Origin of the sequence: Desulforhopalus sp. IMCC35007 (genome assembly GCF_005116575.1) — a bacterium.
Lineage (GTDB): Bacteria > Desulfobacterota > Desulfobulbia > Desulfobulbales > Desulfocapsaceae > Desulforhopalus_A.
Genome location: NZ_SWCN01000004.1, coordinates 199,406 through 223,204, shown reverse-complemented (window position 1 = coordinate 223,204; position 23,799 = coordinate 199,406). Strand labels below are relative to the sequence as shown.

The 23,799-nt window shown below is 47.1% G+C and carries 21 protein-coding genes; 14 read left to right on the top strand and 7 right to left on the bottom strand.

Annotation, left to right across the window (positions count from 1 at the left end):
- Positions 1-26: 26 nt before the first annotated feature.
- Positions 27-248 carry a DUF3820 family protein gene (locus tag FCL48_RS05970; RefSeq protein WP_136871342.1) on the top strand — a complete coding sequence of 74 codons (222 nt, stop codon included), beginning with the start codon at positions 27-29 and terminating at the stop codon, positions 246-248.
- Positions 249-583: 335 nt separating this feature from the next.
- On the opposite strand, the gene FCL48_RS05965 is transcribed toward FCL48_RS05970, so the two are convergent.
- The 3 genes from FCL48_RS05965 to FCL48_RS05955 all read right to left on the bottom strand — a co-directional run bounded on the left by FCL48_RS05965 (position 584) and on the right by FCL48_RS05955 (position 4,928).
- Entirely contained in the window at positions 584-1,615 is a 1,032-nt protein-coding gene (locus tag FCL48_RS05965) for a fatty acid desaturase (protein WP_136871341.1), read from the bottom strand.
- Positions 1,616-1,942: 327 nt separating this feature from the next.
- Positions 1,943-3,082 carry a PQQ-dependent sugar dehydrogenase gene (locus FCL48_RS05960; RefSeq protein ID WP_136871340.1) on the bottom strand — a complete coding sequence of 380 codons (1,140 nt, stop codon included), beginning with the start codon at positions 3,080-3,082 and terminating at the stop codon, positions 1,943-1,945.
- 172 nt (positions 3,083-3,254) lie between these two features.
- Positions 3,255-4,928 (bottom strand): sodium:proton antiporter, encoded by a 1,674-nt coding sequence (locus FCL48_RS05955; RefSeq protein ID WP_136871339.1) that lies wholly within the window; start codon positions 4,926-4,928, stop codon positions 3,255-3,257.
- 275 nt (positions 4,929-5,203) lie between these two features.
- Between FCL48_RS05955 and lhgO the strand changes: the two genes are divergently transcribed.
- A complete protein-coding gene (gene lhgO, locus FCL48_RS05950) occupies positions 5,204-6,412 on the top strand; it encodes an L-2-hydroxyglutarate oxidase (RefSeq protein WP_136871338.1) in 1,209 nt (402 codons plus the stop codon).
- 101 nt (positions 6,413-6,513) lie between these two features.
- Here the strand turns inward: lhgO and FCL48_RS05945 are convergent, their stop codons facing one another.
- Genes FCL48_RS05945 through FCL48_RS05935 form a run of 3 tightly spaced genes read right to left on the bottom strand, consistent with a single transcriptional unit; the run spans position 6,514 to position 9,119 of the window.
- A complete protein-coding gene (locus FCL48_RS05945) occupies positions 6,514-7,890 on the bottom strand; it encodes a dipeptidase (protein ID WP_136871337.1) in 1,377 nt (458 codons plus the stop codon).
- Positions 7,891-7,939: 49 nt separating this feature from the next.
- Complete coding sequence (locus tag FCL48_RS05940) at positions 7,940-8,773, bottom strand: MBL fold metallo-hydrolase (RefSeq protein WP_136871336.1); 834 nt, start codon at positions 8,771-8,773, stop codon at positions 7,940-7,942.
- Entirely contained in the window at positions 8,763-9,119 is a 357-nt protein-coding gene (locus FCL48_RS05935) for a PaaI family thioesterase (RefSeq protein WP_205747657.1), read from the bottom strand. The genes FCL48_RS05940 and FCL48_RS05935 overlap by 11 nt, the downstream gene beginning before the upstream one ends.
- A gap of 235 nt (positions 9,120-9,354) precedes the next feature.
- Between FCL48_RS05935 and FCL48_RS05930 the strand changes: the two genes are divergently transcribed.
- The 6 genes from FCL48_RS05930 (at position 9,355) to FCL48_RS25380 (ending at position 16,655) form a co-directional block, all read left to right on the top strand.
- Positions 9,355-10,347, top strand: coding sequence for an arsenic resistance protein (locus FCL48_RS05930; RefSeq protein WP_240744761.1), 993 nt, complete (start codon positions 9,355-9,357; stop codon positions 10,345-10,347).
- 72 nt (positions 10,348-10,419) lie between these two features.
- Positions 10,420-11,136 (top strand): thioredoxin-dependent peroxiredoxin, encoded by a 717-nt coding sequence (gene prxU, locus FCL48_RS05925; protein ID WP_136871334.1) that lies wholly within the window; start codon positions 10,420-10,422, stop codon positions 11,134-11,136.
- 252 nt (positions 11,137-11,388) lie between these two features.
- Positions 11,389-11,769: a response regulator gene (locus tag FCL48_RS05920; RefSeq protein WP_169309104.1), complete on the top strand. Its 381-nt coding sequence runs from the start codon at positions 11,389-11,391 to the stop codon at positions 11,767-11,769.
- Positions 11,770-11,919: 150 nt separating this feature from the next.
- The gene (locus FCL48_RS05915; RefSeq protein WP_136871332.1) at positions 11,920-14,178 is read left to right on the top strand and encodes a nitrogen regulation protein NR(II); all 2,259 of its coding nucleotides are present in this window, start codon (positions 11,920-11,922) and stop codon (positions 14,176-14,178) included.
- Positions 14,179-14,224: 46 nt separating this feature from the next.
- The gene (locus tag FCL48_RS05910) at positions 14,225-15,553 is read left to right on the top strand and encodes a response regulator (RefSeq protein WP_136871331.1); all 1,329 of its coding nucleotides are present in this window, start codon (positions 14,225-14,227) and stop codon (positions 15,551-15,553) included.
- 103 nt (positions 15,554-15,656) lie between these two features.
- On the top strand, positions 15,657-16,655 hold the full coding sequence (locus FCL48_RS25380) for a rubredoxin-like domain-containing protein (protein ID WP_240744760.1): 999 nt from the start codon (positions 15,657-15,659) through the stop codon (positions 16,653-16,655).
- A 132-nt stretch (positions 16,656-16,787) separates the two neighbouring features.
- Here the strand turns inward: FCL48_RS25380 and FCL48_RS05900 are convergent, their stop codons facing one another.
- On the bottom strand, positions 16,788-17,459 hold the full coding sequence (locus FCL48_RS05900; RefSeq protein ID WP_136871330.1) for a CBS and ACT domain-containing protein: 672 nt from the start codon (positions 17,457-17,459) through the stop codon (positions 16,788-16,790).
- Positions 17,460-17,857: 398 nt separating this feature from the next.
- On the opposite strand from FCL48_RS05900, the gene iorA reads away from it, so the two are divergent.
- The 6 genes from iorA (at position 17,858) to FCL48_RS24935 (ending at position 23,716) form a co-directional block, all read left to right on the top strand.
- A complete protein-coding gene (iorA, locus tag FCL48_RS05895; RefSeq protein WP_136871462.1) occupies positions 17,858-19,639 on the top strand; it encodes an indolepyruvate ferredoxin oxidoreductase subunit alpha in 1,782 nt (593 codons plus the stop codon).
- Positions 19,639-20,220, top strand: a complete 582-nt coding sequence (locus FCL48_RS05890; protein WP_136871329.1) for an indolepyruvate oxidoreductase subunit beta — start codon at positions 19,639-19,641, stop codon at positions 20,218-20,220. The genes iorA and FCL48_RS05890 overlap by 1 nt, the downstream gene beginning before the upstream one ends.
- A gap of 13 nt (positions 20,221-20,233) precedes the next feature.
- Entirely contained in the window at positions 20,234-21,544 is a 1,311-nt protein-coding gene (locus FCL48_RS05885) for a phenylacetate--CoA ligase family protein (RefSeq protein WP_136871328.1), read from the top strand.
- An 85-nt stretch (positions 21,545-21,629) separates the two neighbouring features.
- Complete coding sequence (locus FCL48_RS05880; protein WP_136871327.1) at positions 21,630-22,061, top strand: ACT domain-containing protein; 432 nt, start codon at positions 21,630-21,632, stop codon at positions 22,059-22,061.
- Between the two features lie 73 nt (positions 22,062-22,134).
- Positions 22,135-23,433 (top strand): phenylacetate--CoA ligase family protein, encoded by a 1,299-nt coding sequence (locus tag FCL48_RS05875; RefSeq protein ID WP_136871326.1) that lies wholly within the window; start codon positions 22,135-22,137, stop codon positions 23,431-23,433.
- 115 nt (positions 23,434-23,548) lie between these two features.
- A complete protein-coding gene (locus tag FCL48_RS24935; protein WP_169309103.1) occupies positions 23,549-23,716 on the top strand; it encodes a hypothetical protein in 168 nt (55 codons plus the stop codon).
- The last annotated feature ends 83 nt before the right edge of the window (positions 23,717-23,799 follow it).

Here is a 23,799-nt window from a genome sequence, read left to right as displayed (position 1 = left end):
TCGTTCATCTTTTATAAAAATACATTATGGATACAGTGAATGTGGAGCATCAGGCCCTTCTTGACTTGAGTCGGGCCAAAATGCCTTTTGGCAAGTATAGTGGACGGCTTTTAATAGATCTGCCTGAGCCTTATGTGGTCTGGTTTGCTCAACGAGGTTTTCCCAAGGGTAAGTTAGGGGAGCAATTGGCCACCATTTATGAGATCAAGGTGAACGGGCTTGAATATCTGTTTGAGCCATTCCGATGAAAATCTTTGCCGCCAAAGAAATCTTTTTAATTGCAGCATGGCAGTTCTGTTCAATTGGTTCAGGCTGAAATATTTTGAGTAATTATTGTTGTTGGCTGCTTCTTGAGGATGTTATTGAGAACGTCTATTTAAACGATAAATTGTTCTCATTGTACCGTTAATCCTTGGAGTGCGGGCTTAACCCGTTTTAAATCTCATGTCCGAAAATTACTGAGCGCAAAAAAATGAACCTCCCTGGAAAATTTTCAGTCCGAGCATTGCTGGTGGCTCTTGGAACTCTTTGTCTGGAACCAATGATAGATGTTCAAAAAATGCCAGTAAAATATTTCACCGGATCAGGGAAAAGAAACCATTTTCTGCAGGCTCTCATCCCACAGCTTCAGATTACTGCAAGAGAGACTGGCCCGTAATGTAAGTGGCGTCTTTGCCTGGAGGGCGGGTACCGACTCGTGGCATTTTTTTAAGCAATAGTTAGGGATTAAGGGGTTGAGGTGATGTATGTGGTGGTACCCGATGTTGCCGGAGAACCAGCGCAGTATGCCAGGGAGCTTATAAAAGGAACTTCCTTCCATGGCAGCGCGCAGGGGCTTCCAGTCTCCCCTGCGGGCCCAATATCCGCCTTCAAATTGATGCTGTACATAGAACAACCAGATACCAGCAGCTCCGGCCAGCCACAAAACCGGTACCTGAATCAGGAGGTAGACCCGCCATCCCATAATTTCCGCTGCAACCAATGCCACTGCGACGATGAGCAGGTTGGTCAGCACAACACTCATTCGTTCCTTGCGTTTCACCCGCAGATCCGGGATGCGATTATGGAGAAAGAAATTAAAGAAAGCTCCCAGGCCGATAAGTACAACTGGGTTTCGGTAGAGTCGGTAAAGATATTTTTTGAGTTCAGGCGAGTTCTGATATTCTGTAAGTGTCATTGTCCAGACGTCTCCAAAACCCCTGGAATCGAGATTAGCGTAGCTTCCATGGTGCCGAAGGTGGATGAAGCGCCATTCTTCAAATGCGGTGAAAACAAGGACACCAAGGAGGTAGCCAACGAAAGCGTTGGTGCGCCTGGACTTGAAGAGACAGCCATGTACACAGTCGTGAAATAAAATGAAGATGCGGACCAGAAATGCAGCGGCAGGCAGAGCGAGTATCAGGGTTACGAGGTAGGAATAGTCAAGTTGAATTGACCGGACCATCAGATACCATAAACCGAAATATGGTAAAATTGTGTTCAGTAACTGCCAGGAGGCCTTCATGTTGTCAGATTTTCTAAAAGCGGCAATAGCCGGGAACCAGTCGGGCCATATGGAAGTGTGATTTTGTTGTCCTTTACTTCCTTCGCCTTCTTGAGATATCTGTTCAACCATGGACGACCTCCGTTTGACTGTTCCACCTCCATGTAACGGCTTGTACTGGGAAAAATATTGGATTATTTAAGAGACCCTGAGGCGGAAGTGTACAACAAGCAATATTCTATTATTATCATCAATAATATGTGTCTTCTGGATGTGATAATCAACAGGGTTTCCCGGGATTTTTTTGATATTGAAACACCTCCTCCAATTGGGTCTTGAACGGGGATTAGCCAGCGTATAGTCCATGAATGTCCCGCGAACAGGATAACTCGGATCTGTCCAGAAAGAATGAACAACCTTTCTGGCTGTTCGGCGGGCGAGATGGTGAGAACCCCTGATTTACTCAAGAGGTGTGAGTCTGAGCAGGCGGCCGCCCTGTTTATCTTCAAGGATCCAGATAGCGTCGTCCGGGCCTTGTTCAACCTCACGGATGCGTTTTCCCATGGCAAAACGTTCTACCTCTTCGGCCTTGTCACCAGTTATTTTGACCCGAATAAGGGACTCAGAGACAAGCCCGCCAATCAGGGCATTTTCCTGCCAGTCAGGAAACAGCCTGCCGCTGTAAATAATCAAACCTGAAGGTGCAATTGAGGGTACCCAGTATGCCTCCGGACCATTGAAATCGGGGCGCGTGTCATGATCTGGTATTGGTATTCCTGAATAGTGGTCGCCCCAGGATACAACAGGCCAGCCGTAATTATCAGCGGCTACTGTCAGGTTTAACTCATCGCCGTGGCGCGGACCCATCTCATGGGTCCACAGGCGACCATTTTTATCAAAGGCAATGCCAAGCATGTTGCGATGGCCAAGAGACCAGAAGGTCTTGGCCAGATTACCTTTATTCTGAAAAGGATTGTCGGGTGGCACTGAGCCATCGTCATTAAGCCGGATGACTTTTCCAAGATTCTGCGACCAATCCTGTGCCGGGTCCTGTTTCTGTCTCTCACCTGAGGTAATGAACAGTTTGCCGTCCGGACTAAAAGCCAGACGATGTGAGTAATGACCTCGTCCTTTCACCTTGGGGATCTGGCGCCAGATCACTTCCAAATTATCCAGAGAAGGACTGGCTGGGTCTTGATTAAAGCGGGCCCGTGCGACAGCCGCACCCCTTTTTCCAAAAAAACCTGGCTCTGCGTAGGATATGTAGATAAGGCTGTTTTTCTCATAATCCGGGTGCAAGATAACATCACCCAGTCCCCCTTGGCCGCCGTACGCAACTTCTGGAACCCCGCGCACTGATACCTTGGATCGGCCATCAGCGCTCACCAGCAGGAGCTTTCCGGGTTTTTCCGTCACCAGCATTTCTCCGCTGGGAAGAAAGGTCATGGCCCACGGTTCGTTAAACTCGGCGTAGCTTTTAACCTGCAGTTCTGTTCCCGCTGTACCGGTTATTTTTTCGGATTCGGCTGCAATGGAGCTGTGATTGCCGCCGAGGAGTAAAAGTGCAATCAGGAGTATAATATAAAGATGGTTGTGCATATTTCACCTCATCGATAAAATCAGTGGTAGAACTTCTCAAAGGTATACGGACTGTTGTGCAACCACACCTGATATTGACCATAATCCTGGCTTATAACAATGTAAAGCTGGGTCATAGGTTGAAGCGGAGTAGCCAGGGGTCGAGTACTGCCAGAAGATGGAGTGTTATCAGTTAGACGGAGGTTTCTGTCAGCCTGCTGTAGAGCTTTTTGAAGGTCTCCTCAAGTTTTTCATCACTTTCTGCTGCAGCCGAGTCAAGCTCTTCCACCCGGGCGTTGAGGTCAGAAATTAATTTTGCACAGGTGGATGAGGAAATCAATCCTGCATTCATGGAATAGTCTAAGGCCTCGCGTTCAATTACCGCCAGCGACTTTGCTGCCTCAAATAAACGTTCAGGTGTTGCCTGGGCTGCTGCGTATTTCGCTGTCTCGACCTGGGCTTTCTCACTGGCGTCGCGATAGTACTCAATGACTTTCTTGTAACTTTTTTCGTCGGAGACACCTTGGAAAAGCCGGTTCTGGGCTTCCTGCAGGACTTTTCTGTATGAAAGTTCACGACCTCGGGCAATGTCATATTCGTGGTTTATGTTGACATTGTCCAGGGTAAGTCCCAGACGTTTCATGAGTGGGCTCATGGTCAGGCCCTGGAAAAAGAGAGAAACGGAAACCACTCCAAACACCAGGTTGATGAGAAAGGAGCGTCCTGCAAAATCTGCGGGTAAGCCGAGAATAAGGACCATGGAAAGTGAGCCCCGTAACCCTCCCCAGACGAGGATGTGTCGCCAGGCACGGGGCATCGGTGTAGAAAAGAGGTCAACCAGCGGGATCCCTAAATAAATGAGTATACCTCGGGCCACAATAACAACAGTGAAGGCGAGCATAACTGCAGGTATATTGGCCCAAAAGGCACCTGGGTCCAGTTCCAGGCCGATCAAAAGAAAAATAAAGGAGTTGGAGAGAAAACCCATGTATTGCCAGAAGTCCTGAACGGCTAGGCGGGTGGAGGCACTCATTCCAAAGTACTTGCCGAAGGAGCCCATAAAAATACCGGCTGAAACGGTGGACAGAACTCCGGACACGTGCAGTTCTTCTGCCACAAGAAACGAACCCCAGGCAACAAGTGTTGTGAGTGTTACCTCAATCAGATGGTCGTCTATCTGACGGGTCACGACACTCGCCAGAGCCCCTATAGCTGCCCCAAGGAGCACACCGCCGATTGTTGTTGTGGCAAAGATCGTGCCTGCAAATACAATGATTGCCCGGGTGCTGTCTAATTCAGTTTGTGTGCCATGACTTGATGAAAAGCCAAGGATGGCAAAAACAATAGCAAAGATCACAACGGCGACTCCGTCGTTGATAAGTGATTCGCCCTCAACAATCTGATACAACCGTTTTGGAGCCCCCATTTCTTTGAACAGCGCGAGGACACTGATGGGGTCTGTTGCAGAGATGACTGCGGCAAAGAGAAAGGCGTGGGGCCAGCTGAAATCAAAGCTGTGGACGATATCAAATGTGCCGAACGTTGTAAAGATACCAAGGGCTGTAAGACAGAAACAGACAATGACTCCAATCAAAGCCAGAAAAGCTATATGGGCCCCGTTTTTACGCAACTCTGCAAAAGGCATGTGATATGCGGCCTCAAACAGGAGCGGGGGCAGGAATAATAGCATGAGCAAATCAGAGGTCAGATTCAGATCCTTCAGTGCCTCCATCTGCACAAAACTGAGGGCCAGCCCCGCCAGCACAAGTGCAAGGGTGTAAGGTATGCGAACCCGTCTGGCAAGCATTCCCACAACCGATGCGATAAGGAGGAGGATAAGAACCTGAACTTCAACATGATGAATCATTTTATGCCTTTTGTTGTATGAGGGAATTTGTTTATGTGCGTTTTATTGGATTAAAAACATGGAACACTCTTTTTCTCTCTGTCTTGCGCAATATAACATACAGAAAGGGCAACAAGGTATTGCCTTTTTGGCTTTTTGCAGCCATTGGTGTGTGGATGAGAGTGGTTTGTTAATATTTTGGGAATATGATTATCGCTATACATTGACTGGTGCCTGGGATCAAATATTGTTTGTGGTGTCAGGCTTTAACCTAAGAGTAACCGAGGATTGTAAATATGAATCAGACTCATGTAGACCTCATTGTCATTGGTGGTGGAATTGTTGGCTGTTCTACCGCCCTGCAACTAAAGACGGCCTTCCCCGGTCTGTCTATCTTGTTGGTCGACAAGGAAGAACAATGCGCACAGCACCAGACAGGCCATAACTCCGGAGTCGTTCATGCCGGTGTCTACTATCAGCCTGGAAGTATGAAGGCAGACTTTTGCAAGAGAGGAGCCGTTCTTACCAAGCAATTCTGTGCGCAACACGATCTTCCTTATAAAAACTGCGGAAAGCTGCTGGTTGCAACAGATGAACTGGAGCTTGAGCGTATGGAAGGCTTACGCCTGAGATGTCATGAAAATGATATTAAAGTGCAGACCATTTCTGCCGAGGAACTCCGACAGCGCGAACCTCACATCGTCGGCAAAGGAGCGCTGCTGGTTTCGGAAACCTCGATTACTGACTACTCGGCAATTACACGTCAGATGGTATCGTTGTACAGGGCACGGGGAGGAGAGGTTCTCTTTGACGCCGAAGTGACTGAAATCCAGGAGAGTGAAAGGGACATTCGAGTGGTGACTGGCGACAGCCTTATCATCGCCTCATACCTTCTTGTCTGTGGCGGTCTTATGGCGGACAGGCTGGCCCAGATGACTGGTATCGCGGTTGATTTCCAGATTGTGCCATTTCGTGGTGAGTATTATCAGCTGCGACAGGGGTTGTGGAGCATCGTCAACCATCTGATTTATCCGATACCGGACCCGGACCTGCCGTTTCTGGGAGTCCATCTTACCCTGATGGTGAATGGTTCTGTGACTGTGGGCCCCAATGCGGTACTTGGCTATAAAAGAGAGGGGTATGGCCGGATAAATATAAAACCGATGGATATCAAAGAGATGGTATCTTTCCCTGGTTTCTGGAGGCTCATCCGGGCAAACATAGGCAGTGGGATCAAAGAAATGGTTGATTCGCTTTATCTGCCTGGGTACCTGAAAAGAGTCAGAAAATACTGCCCTGAAATAACCGCCTCAGACCTTCAGCCATATCCCGCCGGCATTCGGGCCCAGGCGGTAATGAATGATGGCAGCCTTGTCCATGATTTTCTGTTTGCGGAAAGTCCACGTTCCATGCATGTCTGTAATGCCCCGTCGCCTGCTGCAACCTCTGCCCTGCCAATTGGGGAGTACCTCTGTAACAGGGCTGCTGAAAAATTTGGGCTGTAAGGGGATGCGGAGTTGAAGAGGCAAACTGTTTGAAGCAAGGAGCACAGTTCGAGATTAAACGATCAAACAAACACATACGAGTTTGTTTGATCCGCCAGGGTTTACTTTCTAAGTCGTCCCAGGTAATCAGCTACCGTCTTCATACCCATGAAAAACTGCTGGAGATTAAATTTCTCATTGGGTGCGTGGATATTGTCATCGGGCAGGGCAAATCCCATTAGAACCACAGGCGTACGAAGGTGCTTGTCAAAAAGGGCTGCAATAGGAATGGAGCCCCCTTCCTTGAGGAATACAGGTGGTTTGTTGTATGCCGTTTCAAGGGCGCAAGCGGCTTCCCGGAAGAAGTGGTTGTCCTGATCCACTATAAGGCCATCTCCGGCATGAATATTTTTCAACTCTACCTTGTAACCTTGGGGACTGAGTTGTTCAACACGTTTTTTCAGCCAGGAAAAGACCTCATTCGTGTTATAATTTGGAGGGAGACGCAGACTGATTTTTGCAGTGGCTTTGGCTGGAATGACTGTTTTTGCGCCTTCTCCGGTAAAGCCACCGGCGATACCATGGACTTCAAAGGTGGGGCGCAGACCAATACGTTCGAGTGCAGGGTAGTCATTTTCTCCAACCAGATCAGTAACTCCCATCTCCTCGCACAGCGCTTTTTCAATATTCAGCGGGTCCTCTTTCCAGAAAGATTTTTCCGTCTCAAGGGGGGTGGGCAGGGCCGCCTGCAGTTCCGGAATGTGAATTGTGCCATCCTCAGTTTTGATTTGGCTGATGATCAGGCAGAGAGCGTGTATTGGATTTGGGGCAACCCCGCCATAACTACCGGAATGGAGGTCGGTTTTCGCGCCGGTAATGTGCAGCTCTGTGTAGAGGATACCACGCAGCCCTGCGATCAGTGAGGGCTGGCTGGCACTTGGCATGTGGGTGTCACAGATGAGAACTGCGTCGGCGACAAGTACCTCTTTGTTGTGGCTCACGTAATCAGCAATAGCTTCGCCACCTGCTTCCTCTTCGCCCTCCAGGAGGATCTTGATATTGACGGGTGGTTTTCCTGTTACAGCTATCCAGGCCTGTAGGGCCGCTATCACAAGCATTATCTGGCCTTTGTCATCGCTTGCCCCCCTTGCATAAATGTTACCTTCCCGTATTTCCGGCTCAAAGGGTGGGCTTTGCCAGAGCCCAAGAGGGTCCGTCGGCTGGACGTCATAGTGTCCGTAGATAAGCAATGTCGGCTGAGTGGCATCGACCATCCATTCGGCGTATACCAAGGGATGTCCGGCGGTTTCAATTATGCTGGTCTGATGAAATCCTGTAGCGGTAAGTTTGTTTTGAATCCACACTGCTGCCCGACGTACATCGTCATTGTGTTCGGGCAGAGTGCTTACGGATGGAATAGTCAGCCATTCCATGAGCTCTTGACTCAATGCGGAAAGATTTTTTTGTAGATATTCTGTTATGTTGTTTGCTTGATTCATTCTTTCCCGTTTGGTTTGAGTGAAGAGGTGAGGCCAGATAAAAAAGGGGTCATTTCATTTCAAGGGTCAGTCCAGCGTAACCCTTCTCTGCATGCAGATGCTTTTGCAGCAGCTGGTGGGCGACTTCTCCTGTACAGTGGCAGGCAATGATCTTTTTGATCTCTTCCTGTTTGAGGAATTCTATGGTTTTTGTAAGCCTTTTCTCGTCTGCGTTTACCAGATGGAGCCCCCCAATCAGGGCATGGATCCTGTTTATGCCACTTATCTCTTTAATATAGTTTATAGTGTTGATAATACCGGCATGACAACAACCTACGCAGATGATCAGGCCCTCTTTACTGTTCACCCAGAGAGCCATGTCATCGGAGACGGCATCGGCCCTTTTACCATCAAGGTCGAAATAAAATGCTCCTCCGGCTGATTCAAAATCTGTTTTTCTCGGAATTTCTCCAGATATGGCAACGTGGCCTGAAATGCTGACGGATTTTGTTACCCAGTGCATTCTAGTCTCAGGAAGATTGCCGATACTGCTCATTGCCTTTGTTGTCATTTTGACAGGTTTGGCGATACCATCATGTATGGAATAGCGGGGAAGAAAAGCTGCCGCATGGCAGTAGACATGAACTTTATGGTTACGGCCGAGAACATCGGCGAGTCCACCGGTATGGTCGTAGTGCCCGTGACTGAGGACGAGGTTGTCTGCATTTTCCAGATCTACACCGATTTTATCTGCATTAAATAAAAGTGCATCGTTTTGACCGGTGTCAAAAAGTACCTTTTGGCCATCTATTTCAAGCCAGAGAGCAAAACCATGTTCAGCTCGCAGGCCATCTTTTGCCTCGTTATCGACAATAATTTTTATTTCAATTTTTTCAGCGTGCATTGTTGTAGTCCCGTTGCATGAATTTTGCTTTTGCCTTGCAGACGATTTTATCGTTGATCTTTATTTGCGATTTCAAATGATAGAGTGGTGGAAGCGAGGACTCAATCCAGGCTTTGATCGCCATGGTACTGTCAAAGGCAACCGGATCATAAAAACGTACATTCAGCTCTCCCGTCACGGCCTCTATATTTTCATGTAAAAGGCAGTGGGCCATCGCGGTATCAAGAAGCGCGGAAAGAATACCACCGTGCATGATACCATCATAGCCCTGCATTGTCTCGTTTCCTGTAAAATAAGTGGAAACGCATCCTTTTCCATCTTTGTTGAATTTTAAGCCAAATGACATTGGGTTGTCCTGCCCGCACATCAGGCAGTGGCGATGAGTGGAAATTGTGAGAGGCTCTTTTTTCTGCGGGTCCATTGTCTTTCGAGGATTGATTTTGATTGTTTACGATAGGGTATACATAAAAAAGGGTATTGAAGTATTTAATTAAACACCTTGTCTTGACAAAAACGGAGAAAGAGTAAATATAACATATGCACAATTAAAAAGTAGATTTCTTTTTGAAGAATCACAATTAATGAAAGGAAAAAATATGTGGAAGGTCTTGATTCGTATCAATAAAAATCTTGTGTATGCAATCCCTCTTCTGATGCTGGCAGGTTTTGCCTTTGGGGCTGTGGTCAATAAGGATCTGGTCCTGAGCTTAAAAGGACTGATCGTACCACTCACGTTTCTGATGGTGTATCCAATGATGGTTACCCTGAACATAAAGCACTTGCAAGAAGGTCTTAATCTGAAGCTTCAGTTTGCCACACAATTTGTGAATTTTGCTATAATTCCATTTGCTGCATTTCTGCTGGGACGCTGGTTTTTCCCAGACCAACCCTATATGGCCCTTGGTCTGCTTCTGGCATCTTTGCTCCCCACCAGCGGCATGACCATCTCCTGGACCGGTTTTGCCAAGGGGAATATGGGAGCTGCCATTAATATGACGGTGATCGGTTTAACTCTTGGATCCCTGTTGACACCTTTTTATGTCAGTGGCCTTCTCGGGGCAATTGTTGAAGTAAATATTATCAAAGTGATGCAGCAGATCCTGTTTATTGTGTTTTTACCTATGGTTGCTGGTTTTGTTACCAGGCAATTGTTACTCAAAAAATACAGTATGGCTCAATTTAAGGAGAGAATTGCACCCCGCTTTCCGGCGCTTTCGACCATTGGTGTCCTCGGCATAGTGTTTGTTGCAATGGCGCTCAAAGCGACCACCATCACCGCTAATCCCGGATTGATTTTGGTAATTTTCTTCCCTCTTTTGCTTCTCTATATCTTTAATTTCAGTCTCTCAACGTTCATTGGCCGAACGTTTTTTAAGCGGGGGGACGGCATCGCTCTGGTGTACGGGACGGTGATGCGTAATTTATCAATTGCCCTTGCCATTGCAATAAATGGTTTTGGCGCAGAGGGTGCAAATGCTGCTCTGGTTATTGCTCTTGCATACATCATCCAGGTCCAGTCTGCGGCCTGGTATGTGAAGTTTACCGACACCTTGTTTGGTGAGGTGGAGGCGTAAAAGTGGAGGAATTCCCGATTTGCGGGAGTTTTTCTTATTCTCAATTCATTGAATTCTTTAAAGGAGGCGTGTATGGCCGAAGAAAGTGTTGGATGTGCCAGACCCACTGGCGGTCCGGTTGGAGAGGAAGTCGAGGAACAAGTCATTACTGAAAAAACAAAGGTTAAGGAGGAACGCGCTATGCTCATGGTGGGTCAGAAGGTACCTGATTTTGCAGCCCCTGGTTATCAGCAGGGTAAATTCGTAAATGTAAAACTTTCAGATTATCTGGGTAAGTGGGTTCTGCTCTGTTTTTATCCGGGTGATTTCACTTTTGTCTGAGCTACTGAGATTTCAGCGGTCGCTGAAAAATACCCAGAAATGCAAAAGCTTGGTGTCGAAGTATTATCCATGTCCATCGACTCAATGTTTGTCCACAAGATGTGGGATGATGATGAACTGAAAAAAATGGTAGACGGCGGAGTCCCATTCCCCATGCTTTCCGATGCAGGTGGCAAGGTGGGCAAGGCTTATGGTGTCTTTGATGAGAGTGCAGGAGTTGAGGCGCGTGGACGTTTTATCATTGATCCTGATGGGGTCCTTCAGGGATTTGAGGTTCTTACCCCACCAGTGGGGAGGAATGTCAACGAAACCATTCGTCAGGTGCAGGCGTTCCAGCTTGTACGGGAAACCGGAGGGGCTGAGGCTACTCCATCGGGTTGGAAACCTGGTAAAAAGACCTTAAAGCCTGGAATTGATCTGGTCGGTAAGGTATGGCAGGAGTGGAAAACTGATATGGCCTTTGATTAACAGGTAATGTTTGGCTGCTCATTCTGGCTGGTTTTCGTTTATCGCGAAAACCAGCCATTTTTTTTTTGTTGTATAGCGCTTGTTGCGACGTTGCTTTTTCTTTCCCAACTTTCTCTCCCATCCTGAAATCCACCTTGACTTTGATTGAAAAATCTTGAGATAATACCTGGGTAGGCCAGGATTTTTGTAAGATATTTAACGGATATCATGGGGAGGGAGGTTCTCTTTGCATGTAACATAACAGGCACACAAATGGTTGGCGACAAAAAACATATCCTCGTGGTAGATGATGATCCATTATTGGTTCGTCTCAATAAACGGCAGCTTGAAAATAGCGGATACGACGTTTCTATTACAACAGAGAGTACTGATGTTCTGGAGTTATTGAGGAATAATCCCGGCACGTATCACCTTCTCGTCACAGACCTTATCATGCCAGGACTGTCCGGGAGAGGGCTTCTTGAAAAAGTAGGGATTCAATCTCCCGATTTGCCGATTATAGTTCTGACAGGTCAGCTTGACAGGGAAACAGAGCAGGAGCTTTTGGCCTTAGGTGCTAAAGCCATCGTTGGAAAACCAGTTTTTGGTAATGAACTTGTTGCCGTCATTGATAGAGTCCTGGCTGAAGAATAAAATGAGAGACTCTTTATGGTCGACATCTTTCGCGTGTAGCCGTTGCAGATTCCCCTGGGAAAAGGTTGTAGGAAAGTCTGGGGTATTATTTTCAGCCATCTGCAAGAAAAGACTGTCTTCTTTTAACCTTGTGACCAGGGTTTTGCATTCATGAGAGAATGGATTTCAGATCGATTAACCGTTGTCGTCTGTGAGAATTTTTACCGAGAAGCCGCAGCGGTTCTGGTAGAACAGGGCTGGACTGACGTTGTACTGAACTCTTTTTCTGCACGTTGTGGAAGGCCTTTGCTGAGTGTTGAAGAAATAGATGCTATCGCACCCTCACATGGTGAAGCTGTGGTTTTGGGAGGGACATGTTTACAGGGGCTGAGCAGCAGGGACGGCCTGAGTTTCAGGATCCAGGAGAATTGCTTCTCATACATCTGTAGTAGCTCCCAGTTAAAACAGTTGTTGCGTGAACGGAAATATCCGGTTTCAAGTGGTGGGCTGAGAGAGTGGCGGAAGAGCGGTAACCTCCTTGGTTATAGCCGATCTCAATACCAGGATTTCACCAGTGAGTCTGCGAACACTATTGTCTTTCTTGATACTCTGGTGGATGCAGGCGGCAATAGCACCTTTACTGAACTCCTGTCCTACACAGGGATGAAGGGGGAACGCATTGAGGTTGGTTGCGATATTTTTGTTCTGCACCTCTCATCTGTTGTAAATCAATGGCGCCAGAAGATGTCCAACACCAGATTGCGGCAGGTGCTCAAACAACCCTTCAAATCAGGCCAATCCAGTCCACATCTCCTGTCCTCCCAATCGTCAATGCTTTTGAGGGTTTTAGACGGCTTTAAGCCGGGGACATCCAGGCAGGCCGCAGTCAGGCAGCTGGTTGAGCTTTTCCGCATGTTTATGGTCCTGGAAAATGTAGCAGTCGAAATTATTTCTAACACTGTCACAGAATTTCGCTTTGAGGAAGATCCTGCCCCCGTGTCTCTTGACAGTTTTTCGGATGCCGGGGTCTGCGAAACTCTGTCCGCAGAAGGGTTCTATCTTCTGGTTCGAGTTGATGAGGCAAAAAGGGCGGTAATACGGGTGGCTGGAAGACCACACACGGGAGATATGAGTGTCTGTATACATGAGATATTACCTTTTAAAGGCCTGATTCGTCTTATCTTAGATAACGCCTTTCTCCATGACGAGCTACGTGCGGAAATAGTACATAAAGAACAGATTGAAAAATACCTGGAGAAATCGGAACATTATTTTCGGGTTCTCTATGAGAATGCGCCCTTGCCCTACCATTGCCTCGATGGGAGCGGGCGTATCCTTGAAGTGAATAACGCCTGGCTGGCTATCCTCGGCTACAGGAAAGAAGAGGTCTTGGGACAATTCTTTGAACACTTTCTGGTTCAAGACCATGTGCAGCCATACAGTGTATTTCAAAACAGGCTGCCGACCAGTGCTGAGGTGTCGTCAATTGAGCTTGAAGCAGTGAAAAGCGATTCGACAGTAATTCAGATTCAACTTGATGCAACCCTGTCCAGAGATCAGGCCGGGGTAATCCAGCAAACCCATTGTATTTTTGTTGATGTGACCGCGCAGAATAAAATTCAGGAACTGATCCTTCAGTCTGAAAAATTGTCAACGATAGCAGGTCTTGCGGCAGGAATAGCCCATGAGATCAACACCCCCTTAAGTGGCATTATGCAGTCAGCGCAACTCATCGGAATGTTTCTCGATCCTGGCAATGAAGGGAGTCTGAAAGTAGCGCAGGAATTCGGTGTTGATCTTTGGAAGTTTGAAGAATACTCAAAACATCAGGAATTAGATTATTTTATAAACGGTATAAGAACCTCGGCGCTGGCTGCAAGTGAGATCATAAAAAACCTGCTGGAGTTTAGTCGTCCGGGAAAAGGGGAATGGGAGGTTGTGTGTGTGCAGCGTCTTTTCGAGCAAGTCATCAATTTAGTCCAGTCAGATTATGATTTAAAGAAAAAATATAATGTTATCAATGTGATTTTTGATACGGAGCATGATGCCAAATTACCCTCTGTTTATTGTGTCGCTGTGGAGATGGAGCAGGTGTTTTTTAATATTATAAAAAATGCGGTTCATGCGATGGGCAAGGCTGGCACAAAAAATCCAAGAGTTCTGATTCGTACAGGTCTTAGAAAGAATATGGTTCGCATAGAAATCGAGGACAATGGGCCTGGGGTTCAGCGTGAAACCGCCAAACATGTCTTTGATCCATTTTTCACAACCAAGGAGCCTGGAGAAGGTACCGGTCTTGGTTTGTCCATCGCCTACACCATTGTAAAGGGAACACACCAGGGCGACATGTGGCTGGATCTGGATTGTAAAGCAGGGGCAAGATTTCTGGTCGAGATCCCGGCTGATACGAGTGCAAAAGTTATGTGTTGAACAATTTACACTCCGCTTATTTTACTAGAAAAAAGGATGATGTCTCATGGGTGTATCTAAGGCCACATTGTTGATTGTAGAAGATGATACTTTTACTCGCACGTCGATGACAGCCTATCTCAAAGCAGAGGGGTATGATGTCTGCAAGGCATGCAATGGTGTCGAGGCTCTCGAAGTGATGCAGGAAACCCAGGTTGATCTGATAATAACCGATTTGCGTATGCCAGAGATGGGGGGCCTTCAGCTGTTAAAGATAGTGAAAGAACAACAGCCAAATCTGCCTGTCATCATCATCTCCGGTGAAGGTACCATGGGCAATGTCATTGAAGCCTTACAGCATGGTGCAGGAGACTATATTCAAAAGCCCATCCAGGATATGGGACTTCTCAAGCATTCCATTGAACTAGCTCTGTCCCATACAGCCCTTCAACGGGCCCATGATATGTACCGGGAGGACCTGGAATGGCTTGTTGAAAAGAGGACCAAGGAAATCTCTGAGAAAAATAATGAACTTGTGGAGATGGTCAAACAGCGAAAGCTCGCCGAGGCCCAGCTTCTTCAAGCGCAGAAACTTGAATCCGTCGGGCAGCTCGCGGCAGGTATTGCCCATGAGATTAATACGCCAACCCAGTTTGTCAGTTCCAATGTTGACTTTTTAGCCGAATCCTTTCATGACCTGGTTGAGTTTTTTAAAAAATGTAAGGAGGTGCAAAGGCTGACCTCGAGCGGTGAAGTTAAGCCGGAACATATACAGGAACTTGATGACCTCGCGGAAGCACTTGACTGGGAATATCTGATGGAGGAAATTCCTCTGGCTATAAAACAGAGTCGGGATGGAATTCAGCGCATCGCCACTATTGTCACCGCAATGAAGGAGTTCTCACATCCTGGAACAAGGTCAAAAGCTGATACTGATCTCAATAAAATTATTCAAACGACCATCACTGTTGCCAGAAATGAGTGGAAGTATGTGGCGGATTTAACGACCAGCCTTGATTCGAATTTACGTCCGGTGAAATGTCTCTCCGATGAGATAGGTCAGGTCATTCTTAACATGGTTGTTAATGCAGCCCATGCAATTGAGTCAAAGCTTGGAGAAAATCCTGTACATGAAAAGGGGCAGATCCTTGTCTCTACACGGCAGTGTGACAAATATGCCGAGATACGTATCGAAGATAGCGGTTCTGGAATTCCAAAATACGCACAACATCGCATTTTTGATCCCTTTTTCACCACAAAAAAAGTGGGCAAAGGAACAGGGCAGGGCCTGGCCATTGTCCACTCGGTGATAACCAGCAAGCATAATGGCACGATATCTTTTGAAACCCAGGAAAATGTTGGGACGACTTTTGTTATTACTCTGCCCCAAAGCTGATTTGCTGGTGATGTTTTATCCTCTTGATCTTCTTGTCAGGATTTTTTAAAAAGAAGTGATGTGTTGCTAAACTATTATAAATTGAACGTAAGAGGATACAGAGATGAGTGAATGGGAGTGTGGGGTATGTGGTTATGTGCATAAAGAAGGACAGCCTCCTGAAAAATGTCCGATCTGTGAAGCCCCTCAAAAAATGTTTATTGAAAAAAAGGATGATCTTGCCGCCACAGACCATGAAGAACAGGCGTCCGACCAGCCTGAGGCTGCAGTTACAGAGGACCAGGCTCCCGATAAGCAATGGCGTTGTTCTGTTTCCGGTTATCTCCATACGGGGCCTCAGCCACCGGAAAAATGTCCTGTTTGTGATGCCACTGCAGATCAGTTTGAGGAGGTTGTGCCATCTCCAGAGGTTCAGCAGGGGACAGAGCCAGACGAGGACGCCCATGTACAAAGTGACAGACGCTGGCGTTGTACGGTTTGTGGCTATGTGCACCAGGGAGATCAAGCACCGGATAAATGCCCATTGTGTGGAGCGGACAAAAGCCTTTTTGTAGAAATTGATGCAGAAGGTGAGGTGATTGGCGGAGATGATGACCCTGCCGTTTCAGCATCTGGCTCTCCTGCGGCTGCTTCAGGCCAGACCGCTCCCACTTCAACCTTCTTTGATATGATCTCAAACCTTATTCTTAAATTCCATCTCCACCCAATTCACACCCATTTTCCCAATGGAATCCTGCCTGTATTGGTAATTTTTCTCGGACTTTCGATGTATTTAAAAATAGCGGCTCTGGAAGCTGCGGCTTTTTTTAATGCAATTGCGGTTTTGATCATGTTACCGGCTGTGATTGGAACAGGTTATGTTGAATGGCAAAAACGCTATAGAGGGATAAAGTCGGCAATTTTTATCACGAAAATTGTATGTAGCCTGATAGTTCTTGGTTCGGTCAATGTTCTGGTTTTCTGGCGTATTATTGATCCAGGCGTGGCCACTGAGGGTTCTCCTTCCCAATTGATTTATTTTGCTGTTGCAGCCATTGCCCTTGCGGCGGCAGGAATTGCTGGACATTTAGGTGGCAAGCTGGTCTTTGCCAGCCGGAGTTAGTCTCCATCAGATAACCAACAAAACCGAAAACATAAACCACAGAGCGCAAAGCAAAATAGGGCCGGTCTTCTGAAGGAAGATCGGCCCTTTTGTGTTTTAGAAAAAGTATTTAAGTTTATCCTTAAGTCGTCGTCATGCCGGCAGGAAAGGCGTTATGTCTTTTTCGTATTGATGTTTGACCTTAAAGCCCTGATCTGTCAACGCTGAAATTGCTTTTGAACCGTCCTGTGAGGCAACCCGGAGAACCATCTGGGTGATACCGGGATGATTTTTTTCGGGCCAGCAGAAAAGACTCTGGATGTTGACATCTGCATTTTTCAGTGTCGCTGTAAGTTCCGCCAGTTTACCAATGGTGTCTTTGACGAAAACACCCAGTCGAATGGAATTATCACTGATGCCTATGGCATCAAGGAGAACTCCCATGACATCGGTACTGGTGATAATTCCTACCAGTTCATCATTTTCCATCACAGGCAGTGAGCTGATGCGGTGCTGCTGCATAATGAGGGCGGCCCTCTCGATTGTGGTGGATGTGGGTACAGTCACCACGGTTTTGACCATGATCATTGAGACCACGACTTTTTCCAGGAGATAATTGAGTTCATGGGTTGAAAGAGAAGTCGCAGGGGATGCCCAGTACTGTTTCAGGTCCCGGTCTGAAACCAGGCCCACCAGCTTTTTGTTCTTATTGACCACCAGAAGATGATCAATGGACTTTTCTTCAATGATTGCCTTTGCCTCAACAAGTGTAGTCTCTGGCGCTACGGTGATGAGGTCTGTGTGCATGATCCGGCCTATATACATGGCTTTCCTCCTGTCGGATAAAAGATTGTAAACAGATTTCCTGTTTATATTATATCATAAAAAACTGTGCGTTTTCATATTTTTAATAACTATACAGTTGCTAGAAAAGTTGTCAAAGTAAAGCATTTATTCAATTGGCATCCTTCCTTTTCTTTGCTGCAATTACCGCAGAATGGGCTGAGATGCCAGGGAAAAGATCGGGCTTGCAGGTGAAACGAAAAATAACTTGCCTGTTGACTTAGTTTCAGAGTAATTTGCTTTGTTCGTTAATCGAGGAAAATTGGCGCAGGTCCTTAACCCTGGCTGGCAATTATCATTTGAAATACCATCAAAACATCAGATCTGATTTCTATTATTCGGGAGAGATTGTGACTAACAAAAGTGAAAATGTACTCTGGATGTCAGGAAATGAAGCAATAGCCCTTGGAGCCTATGAGGCTGGAGTGGCGGTTGCATCGGGGTATCCTGGAACTCCATCAACAGAAATAATGGAAAACCTCTCCAGATATGAAGGGGTATACACCGAGTGGGCACCAAATGAAAAAGTTGGCCTGGAAGTAGCCATTGGCGCAAGCTTTGCCGGTGGTCGCGCACTTGCGACCATGAAACATGTCGGGGTTAATGTGGCTGCTGATCCACTGTTCACAGCATCCTATACAGGTGTCAATGGCGGCCTGGTACTGGTGAGTGCCGATGACCCTGAGATGCACTCCTCACAGAATGAACAGGATAATAGAAATTATGCCTTTGCTGCGAAAGTTCCGATGCTTGAGCCCTCTGACCCGAGTGAAGCAAAAGAAATGGTCATTGCCGGTTTTGAACTGAGCGAGCAGCTTGACACCCCGATCATGCTCCGGATAACCACCCGGGTTTCCCATGTTAAAGGTGTCGTAGAAAAGGGTGAACCCAGATCGGTAAAACCTGTTGAAGAGCTGAAAAAACAGCCCGGAAAACTCGTGATGTTACCAGCCATAGCCCGTAAACGCCGGGAGGTGGTTGAAGAGCGCATGGCTCAGTGTCGCAGCCTCGCCGAGACCACACCATTTAACAGGATTGAAGAGGGTGATAGCAAAAGAGGTTTTATTACCTCAGGGGTTTCCTATCTCTATGTAAAAGAAGCTTTTCCTGAAGCAGCTGTTTTAAAACTTGGTATGTGCTGGCCGCTTCCCGAAAACAAGATTCGCCAGTTTGCCGGGATGGTAGATGAACTTTATATTGTGGAAGAACTCGACCCTTTTCTTGAAACCCATATCAAGGCCATGGGAATCAATTGTCATGGCAAGGACCTCATCCCCAACCAGGGTGAGTTGAATACCGCCATCGTACGGCATGCTATCGACCCTGCCTCGAAGTCTGACCTGTTTGCACCTGTTGAATTGCCCAACAGACCACCCAATATGTGTGCGGGCTGTCCCCACCGAGGAATCTTCTTTAACCTTTCAAGGATGAAAGTCTTCGTTTCCGGAGACATCGGCTGCTATACCCTTGGTTTTCTACCACCTCTTTCTGCGATTGATTCCTGTGTCTGTATGGGAGCTTCCGTTTCCATTGCACACGGAATGGCCAAGGCGCTTGGAGATGGGGGGCATGACAAGGTTGTTTCTGTTATCGGTGATTCCACCTTTATTCATTCGGGGATAACCGGTCTGATTAATACAGTGTATAACGATTCCGCCTCAACGCTTATCATTCTTGATAACCGTATAACGGCAATGACCGGCCAGCAGCATAACCCTGCAAGTGGTTATTCCATTAAGGGTGAGGCCGCCAGTTCCATTGATCTTGAGGCTCTTTGCCGCGCTGTTGGGGTAAAGCATGTGTTTAAGGTCAACCCCCATGATGTGGTCGAGACCCGCAGGGTTCTCAAAGAAGCTGTAGACCTTGATGAACCTTCAGTTGTAATTTCCGAGGCGCCTTGTGTGCTGTTGCCGGAAATGAAAGAAAGAAAGCCTGTTTCCTATTTTACGAATCAGGAAAACTGTGTGGGCTGTATGTCCTGCATTCGTCTCGGCTGTCCTGCGATCAGTTGGACGACCTTTGCTGAAGGCGAAGCGGAGAAACGTGGCTATAGAAAAACGCAGAAAGGCATTTCCAAGATAGATGAAGTCCTCTGCAACGATTGCGGGCAGTGTGCATCTCTTTGTAAATTTGATGCCATAACCAGAGGAGAGGGAAAATAATGAAAGATACAGGAAACATCCTCTTTTCAGGGGTTGGTGGACAGGGCATTTTACTCGCCAGTGAGTTGACCGTATACAGCCTTTTAGCAGCGGGATACGATGCAAAAAAAAGTGAAGTACACGGGATGGCTCAACGGGGAGGTTCGGTGACGGCCCAGTTGCGGTATGGGAAAAAAGTCTATTCTCCCTTGATCGAACCAGGCGGTGCCGACATCCAGGTGGCCTTTGAGATGATGGAAGCGGTTCGCTACCTTCCCTATCTGCATAAGGGCAGCAAGGTTGTGGTCAATACTCAGAAAATTCTTCCTCCCGCAGTTGCAACCGGCCAGGCCGAGTATCCTGAAGACGTCCTCGATCATTTACGTGAAAGAGAAATTGTGGTGGTTCCGGTGGATGCCTTTGATATCGCCCGTGAAGTGGGTGAAGTCCGCACAGCCAATGTGGTTATGGTTGGGGCGCTGTCTGCCTTCTTGCCCGTAGATGTCGCCAATTTTGAAGACATTATACGTCACCATGTTCCGGAAAAATATATTGATGTAAATCTGAAAGCCTTCGCCGCAGGAAGAAAGGTCAGCGAATAATCAAGAGGATGATATGACTGTTACGTATTGGGAAGAGGAAATTGAGACCCTGCCTCGAGTAGGTCTTGAGTCTATTCAGTTAAGACGATTACAGCATCTGGTTGCACGGGTGTATAAAACCGTTAAGCCCTATAAACGGAAAATGGATGAGGCCGGGGTCAGGCCTGAAGACATTAAAAGTCTGGCAGATCTCTCAAAATTACCATTCACGGTAAAAGATGATTTGCGGGACAACTATCCCTTTGGGCTGTTTACGGTTCCTCTCGATGAAGTGGTTCGGGTCCATGCCTCTTCAGGGACGACAGGTAAACCAACTGTTGTTGGCTATACGGCAAAAGACATTACGACCTGGTCCAATGTCATGGCCCGGGCTCTGTGTTGTGCGGGAGCCACAAAAGGGGACATGATTCATAATGCCTACGGCTATGGTCTTTTCACAGGTGGCTTAGGCGCCCATTACGGGATTGAGCGTCTCGGAGCAACAGCTATCCCTGTATCGGGTGGCAACTCCAAGCGGCAGATCACCATCATGAAGGATTTTGGCTCTACTGTACTGCTTTCTACTCCGTCCTATGCGTTGAACCTTGCCGACGCAATGGATTCGATGAATGTTGATCCCAAATCCCTCTCACTGCGGGTCGGTATCTTTGGAGCCGAGCCCTGGAGTGAGAACATGCGCGAAGAGGTGGAACGTAAATTAAACCTCAAAGCCACCGATATCTACGGTCTTTCCGAGGTCATGGGGCCGGGTGTTGCCCAGGAATGTCTGCTTACAGACCGCGGAATGCATATCTTTGAAGATCATTTCCTCCCCGAAATTATCGATCCTGATACCGGAGAAGTCTTGCCACCAGGGGAAAAAGGCGAGCTGGTTTTTACCACGCTTACAAAAGAGGCCTTTCCGATTATTCGCTACCGCACAAAAGATATCTCCCGTCTGATCTACGACCAGTGTGAATGCGGCAGAACCCTTGTGAGGATGGAGAAAGTGACAGGGCGCACCGATGACATGCTGATTATTCGCGGGGTGAATGTCTTTCCTTCCCAGGTTGAAAATGTGCTCATGGGTATTGATGGGGTTGAGCCCCATTATCAGATTGTTGTTGATCGGGAAGGAAACCTCGATACAATGCAGGTACAGGTGGAGGTGAGTGAGGGCGTTTTTTCCGATGAGATCCGGATACTGGAAAATTTAAGTAAGTATATCCAGAAGGAAATCAAAGACCTCCTTGGCGTTACCTGCAAGGTGAAGCTTGTAGAACCTAAGACTATCCAGCGTAGTGAAGGAAAAGCGCAGCGGGTAATTGACAATCGAAAAATCTAATCCCGCTTGAACAAAATCATTCAATTATTTAAGCAAATCACCGATTGCAGATGATTTTCTAGGGTACAAAGAAAAGGAGAACATTATGCTCGTAGAACAAATAGCCGTATTCTTGGAAAACAAATCAGGAAGACTTGCAGAAATTACAGCTGTTCTTGCGGAAAACAACATTAATATTCGCGCACTTTCAGTAGCAGATACTGCTGATTTTGGCATCCTTCGCCTCATTGTTGATAAGGTGGAGAAAGCCAAAGAAGTATTGAAGGATAATGGTTTTACTGTCGGTAAGACCAGTGTGATTGCTGTTGAAGTTGATGACAAAACCGGTGGCCTTGCCAAGGTGTTGAAAAGTATTAAAAATGCCAGTATCAATGTTGAGTATATGTATGCTTTTGTCAATAAAACGGGGGAGAATGCAGTGTTGATTTTCCGTTTTGAAAAAATGGATGAAGCCATTGAGACCCTGCAGAAAGATGGTTTTACAATCCTCACACGGGAGCAGATCTGCGCTTTGTAAAAAAGACTCAGATTTCTTTGGCGCTATAGTATAACCGGTTGACTGACCATAATATTCTGAACATTGAGATGGTATGTATTGGCAAAAAGAACAAGAGTGTATGTCCCGGTCTGACTTGCAGGCCTTACAGCTGGAACGATTGCAGACAACCCTGAAAAGAGTCGCAACGAATGTACCGTTTTACAGGAATAAGTTTAACGAGTTACATCTCAACCCAGACAAACTTAACTCGCTGGATGGGATCAGGGATTATCCTTTTACCCTCAAACAGGACTTGAGGGATAATTATCCTTACGGACTTTTTGCAGTACCCCTGCGAGATGTGGTTCGGGTCCATTCCTCGTCAGGTACCACCGGAATGGCAACAGTTGTTGGTTACAGCAGAAAGGATATTATTCTCTGGTCCAATCTGGTGGCGCGCATTCTCTGTGGTGCGGGAGTCACACCCGATGATGTCATCCAAATCGCCTTTGGCTACGGGCTCTTTACTGGAGGTTTCGGCCTCCACTATGGTGCGGAGAGACTGGGAGCCTCGGTGATTCCAATTTCCGCCGGTAATACCAAGCGGCAGATACAGATTATGCAGGATTTCAAAACAACTGCTTTGGTCTGCACCCCGTCCTATGCCCTTAAAATGGCCGATGTGATGATGGATATGGGGATTAATCCCAATGGGCTATCGTTACGCTATGGCCTTTTTGGGGCCGAGCCCTGGTCCGAGGCCATGCGTCAGGAGATCAATGAACGTCTTGGTATACGTGCAACGGATAACTATGGCCTGTCTGAGGTTATGGGACCGGGAGTGGCCGGTGAATGTGGTGAGTGTAACGGTCTGCATGTCAATGAAGATCATTTTCTGATTGAAATACTCGACCCCGATACGCTGGAACCGGTAAAACCGGGGGAGGTCGGGGAACTGGTGATTACCACCCTTACCAAGGAAGCGTTTCCGGTGATCAGATACCGCACCCGCGATCTCACCAGGCGTTTGCCGGAGCCTTGTCCCTGCGGTCGTACCTTCACAAGAGTTTCACGAATGATGGGCCGTTCAGACGATATGTTGATCATCAAAGGGGTCAATGTCTTTCCTACCCAGATAGAGGCGGTGCTCTTTGAGATTGAAGGAACGGAGCCGCACTATAGACTTATCGTTGAGCGGGAAAACAATGAGGATAAGCTGACTGTTATGGTGGAGGTTGTCGAGTCCATTTTCTTCGATGAAATGAGAAAGCAGCGAGCTTTTGTCGATTCCATAAGAAAGAGAATGGCGTCTGAGCTTGGCATAGGAGTGAATATTCAGCTTGTTGAAGAGAGAACACTTGAACGTTTTAACGGCAAAGGTGCCCGGGTTATAGACAAACGAAAATTGTAAAAGCATCTCTAAAGCGTGATGCTAGGCCCCATTCCCCGGATGTCTTCATAAGCTGGGGTTGGGGCTTTTTCGTTTTACAGACTACAGCCAGTAATGAGGAAGGGTGTTACAATGCGTGGCCCCGAACATAACCCAGGCCCGTGGTGCCTTCATCGGGATGGGCCACATCAAGCCTGACGAAGGTACCTGCAAGTATTGCCCTGACAACTTAAGCCACCATCAACCTTCAAGCCGGAAGTCAGTCCTGAAAAAAGATAGTTGCCTGCCACCCTACCGTTTTTAGCAGACGCCACCAGCTGAAACCAGTCACTCTTAAGCCATTTGAGCCATGCAAAACATCCTTTACCGGGTCCATTTTTTAAGTGT

Bases quoted from the DNA above. Each gene is read 5' to 3' on its own strand.
- FCL48_RS05970 (WP_136871342.1), top strand. From the start codon at position 27: ATGGATACAGTGAATGTGGAGCATCAGGCCCTTCTTGACTTGAGTCGG.
- FCL48_RS05965 (WP_136871341.1), bottom strand. From the start codon at position 1,615: ATGGTTGAACAGATATCTCAAGAAGGCGAAGGAAGTAAAGGACAACAA.
- FCL48_RS05960 (WP_136871340.1), bottom strand. From the start codon at position 3,082: ATGCACAACCATCTTTATATTATACTCCTGATTGCACTTTTACTCCTC.
- FCL48_RS05955 (WP_136871339.1), bottom strand. From the start codon at position 4,928: ATGATTCATCATGTTGAAGTTCAGGTTCTTATCCTCCTCCTTATCGCA.
- lhgO (WP_136871338.1), top strand. From the start codon at position 5,204: ATGAATCAGACTCATGTAGACCTCATTGTCATTGGTGGTGGAATTGTT.
- FCL48_RS05945 (WP_136871337.1), bottom strand. From the start codon at position 7,890: ATGAATCAAGCAAACAACATAACAGAATATCTACAAAAAAATCTTTCC.
- FCL48_RS05940 (WP_136871336.1), bottom strand. From the start codon at position 8,773: ATGCACGCTGAAAAAATTGAAATAAAAATTATTGTCGATAACGAGGCA.
- FCL48_RS05935 (WP_205747657.1), bottom strand. From the start codon at position 9,119: ATGTCATTTGGCTTAAAATTCAACAAAGATGGAAAAGGATGCGTTTCC.
- FCL48_RS05930 (WP_240744761.1), top strand. From the start codon at position 9,355: ATGAAAGGAAAAAATATGTGGAAGGTCTTGATTCGTATCAATAAAAAT.
- FCL48_RS05920 (WP_169309104.1), top strand. From the start codon at position 11,389: ATGGTTGGCGACAAAAAACATATCCTCGTGGTAGATGATGATCCATTA.
- FCL48_RS05915 (WP_136871332.1), top strand. From the start codon at position 11,920: ATGAGAGAATGGATTTCAGATCGATTAACCGTTGTCGTCTGTGAGAAT.
- FCL48_RS05910 (WP_136871331.1), top strand. From the start codon at position 14,225: ATGGGTGTATCTAAGGCCACATTGTTGATTGTAGAAGATGATACTTTT.
- FCL48_RS25380 (WP_240744760.1), top strand. From the start codon at position 15,657: ATGAGTGAATGGGAGTGTGGGGTATGTGGTTATGTGCATAAAGAAGGA.
- FCL48_RS05900 (WP_136871330.1), bottom strand. From the start codon at position 17,459: ATGTATATAGGCCGGATCATGCACACAGACCTCATCACCGTAGCGCCA.
- iorA (WP_136871462.1), top strand. From the start codon at position 17,858: ATGTCAGGAAATGAAGCAATAGCCCTTGGAGCCTATGAGGCTGGAGTG.
- FCL48_RS05890 (WP_136871329.1), top strand. From the start codon at position 19,639: ATGAAAGATACAGGAAACATCCTCTTTTCAGGGGTTGGTGGACAGGGC.
- FCL48_RS05885 (WP_136871328.1), top strand. From the start codon at position 20,234: ATGACTGTTACGTATTGGGAAGAGGAAATTGAGACCCTGCCTCGAGTA.
- FCL48_RS05880 (WP_136871327.1), top strand. From the start codon at position 21,630: ATGCTCGTAGAACAAATAGCCGTATTCTTGGAAAACAAATCAGGAAGA.
- FCL48_RS05875 (WP_136871326.1), top strand. From the start codon at position 22,135: ATGTATTGGCAAAAAGAACAAGAGTGTATGTCCCGGTCTGACTTGCAG.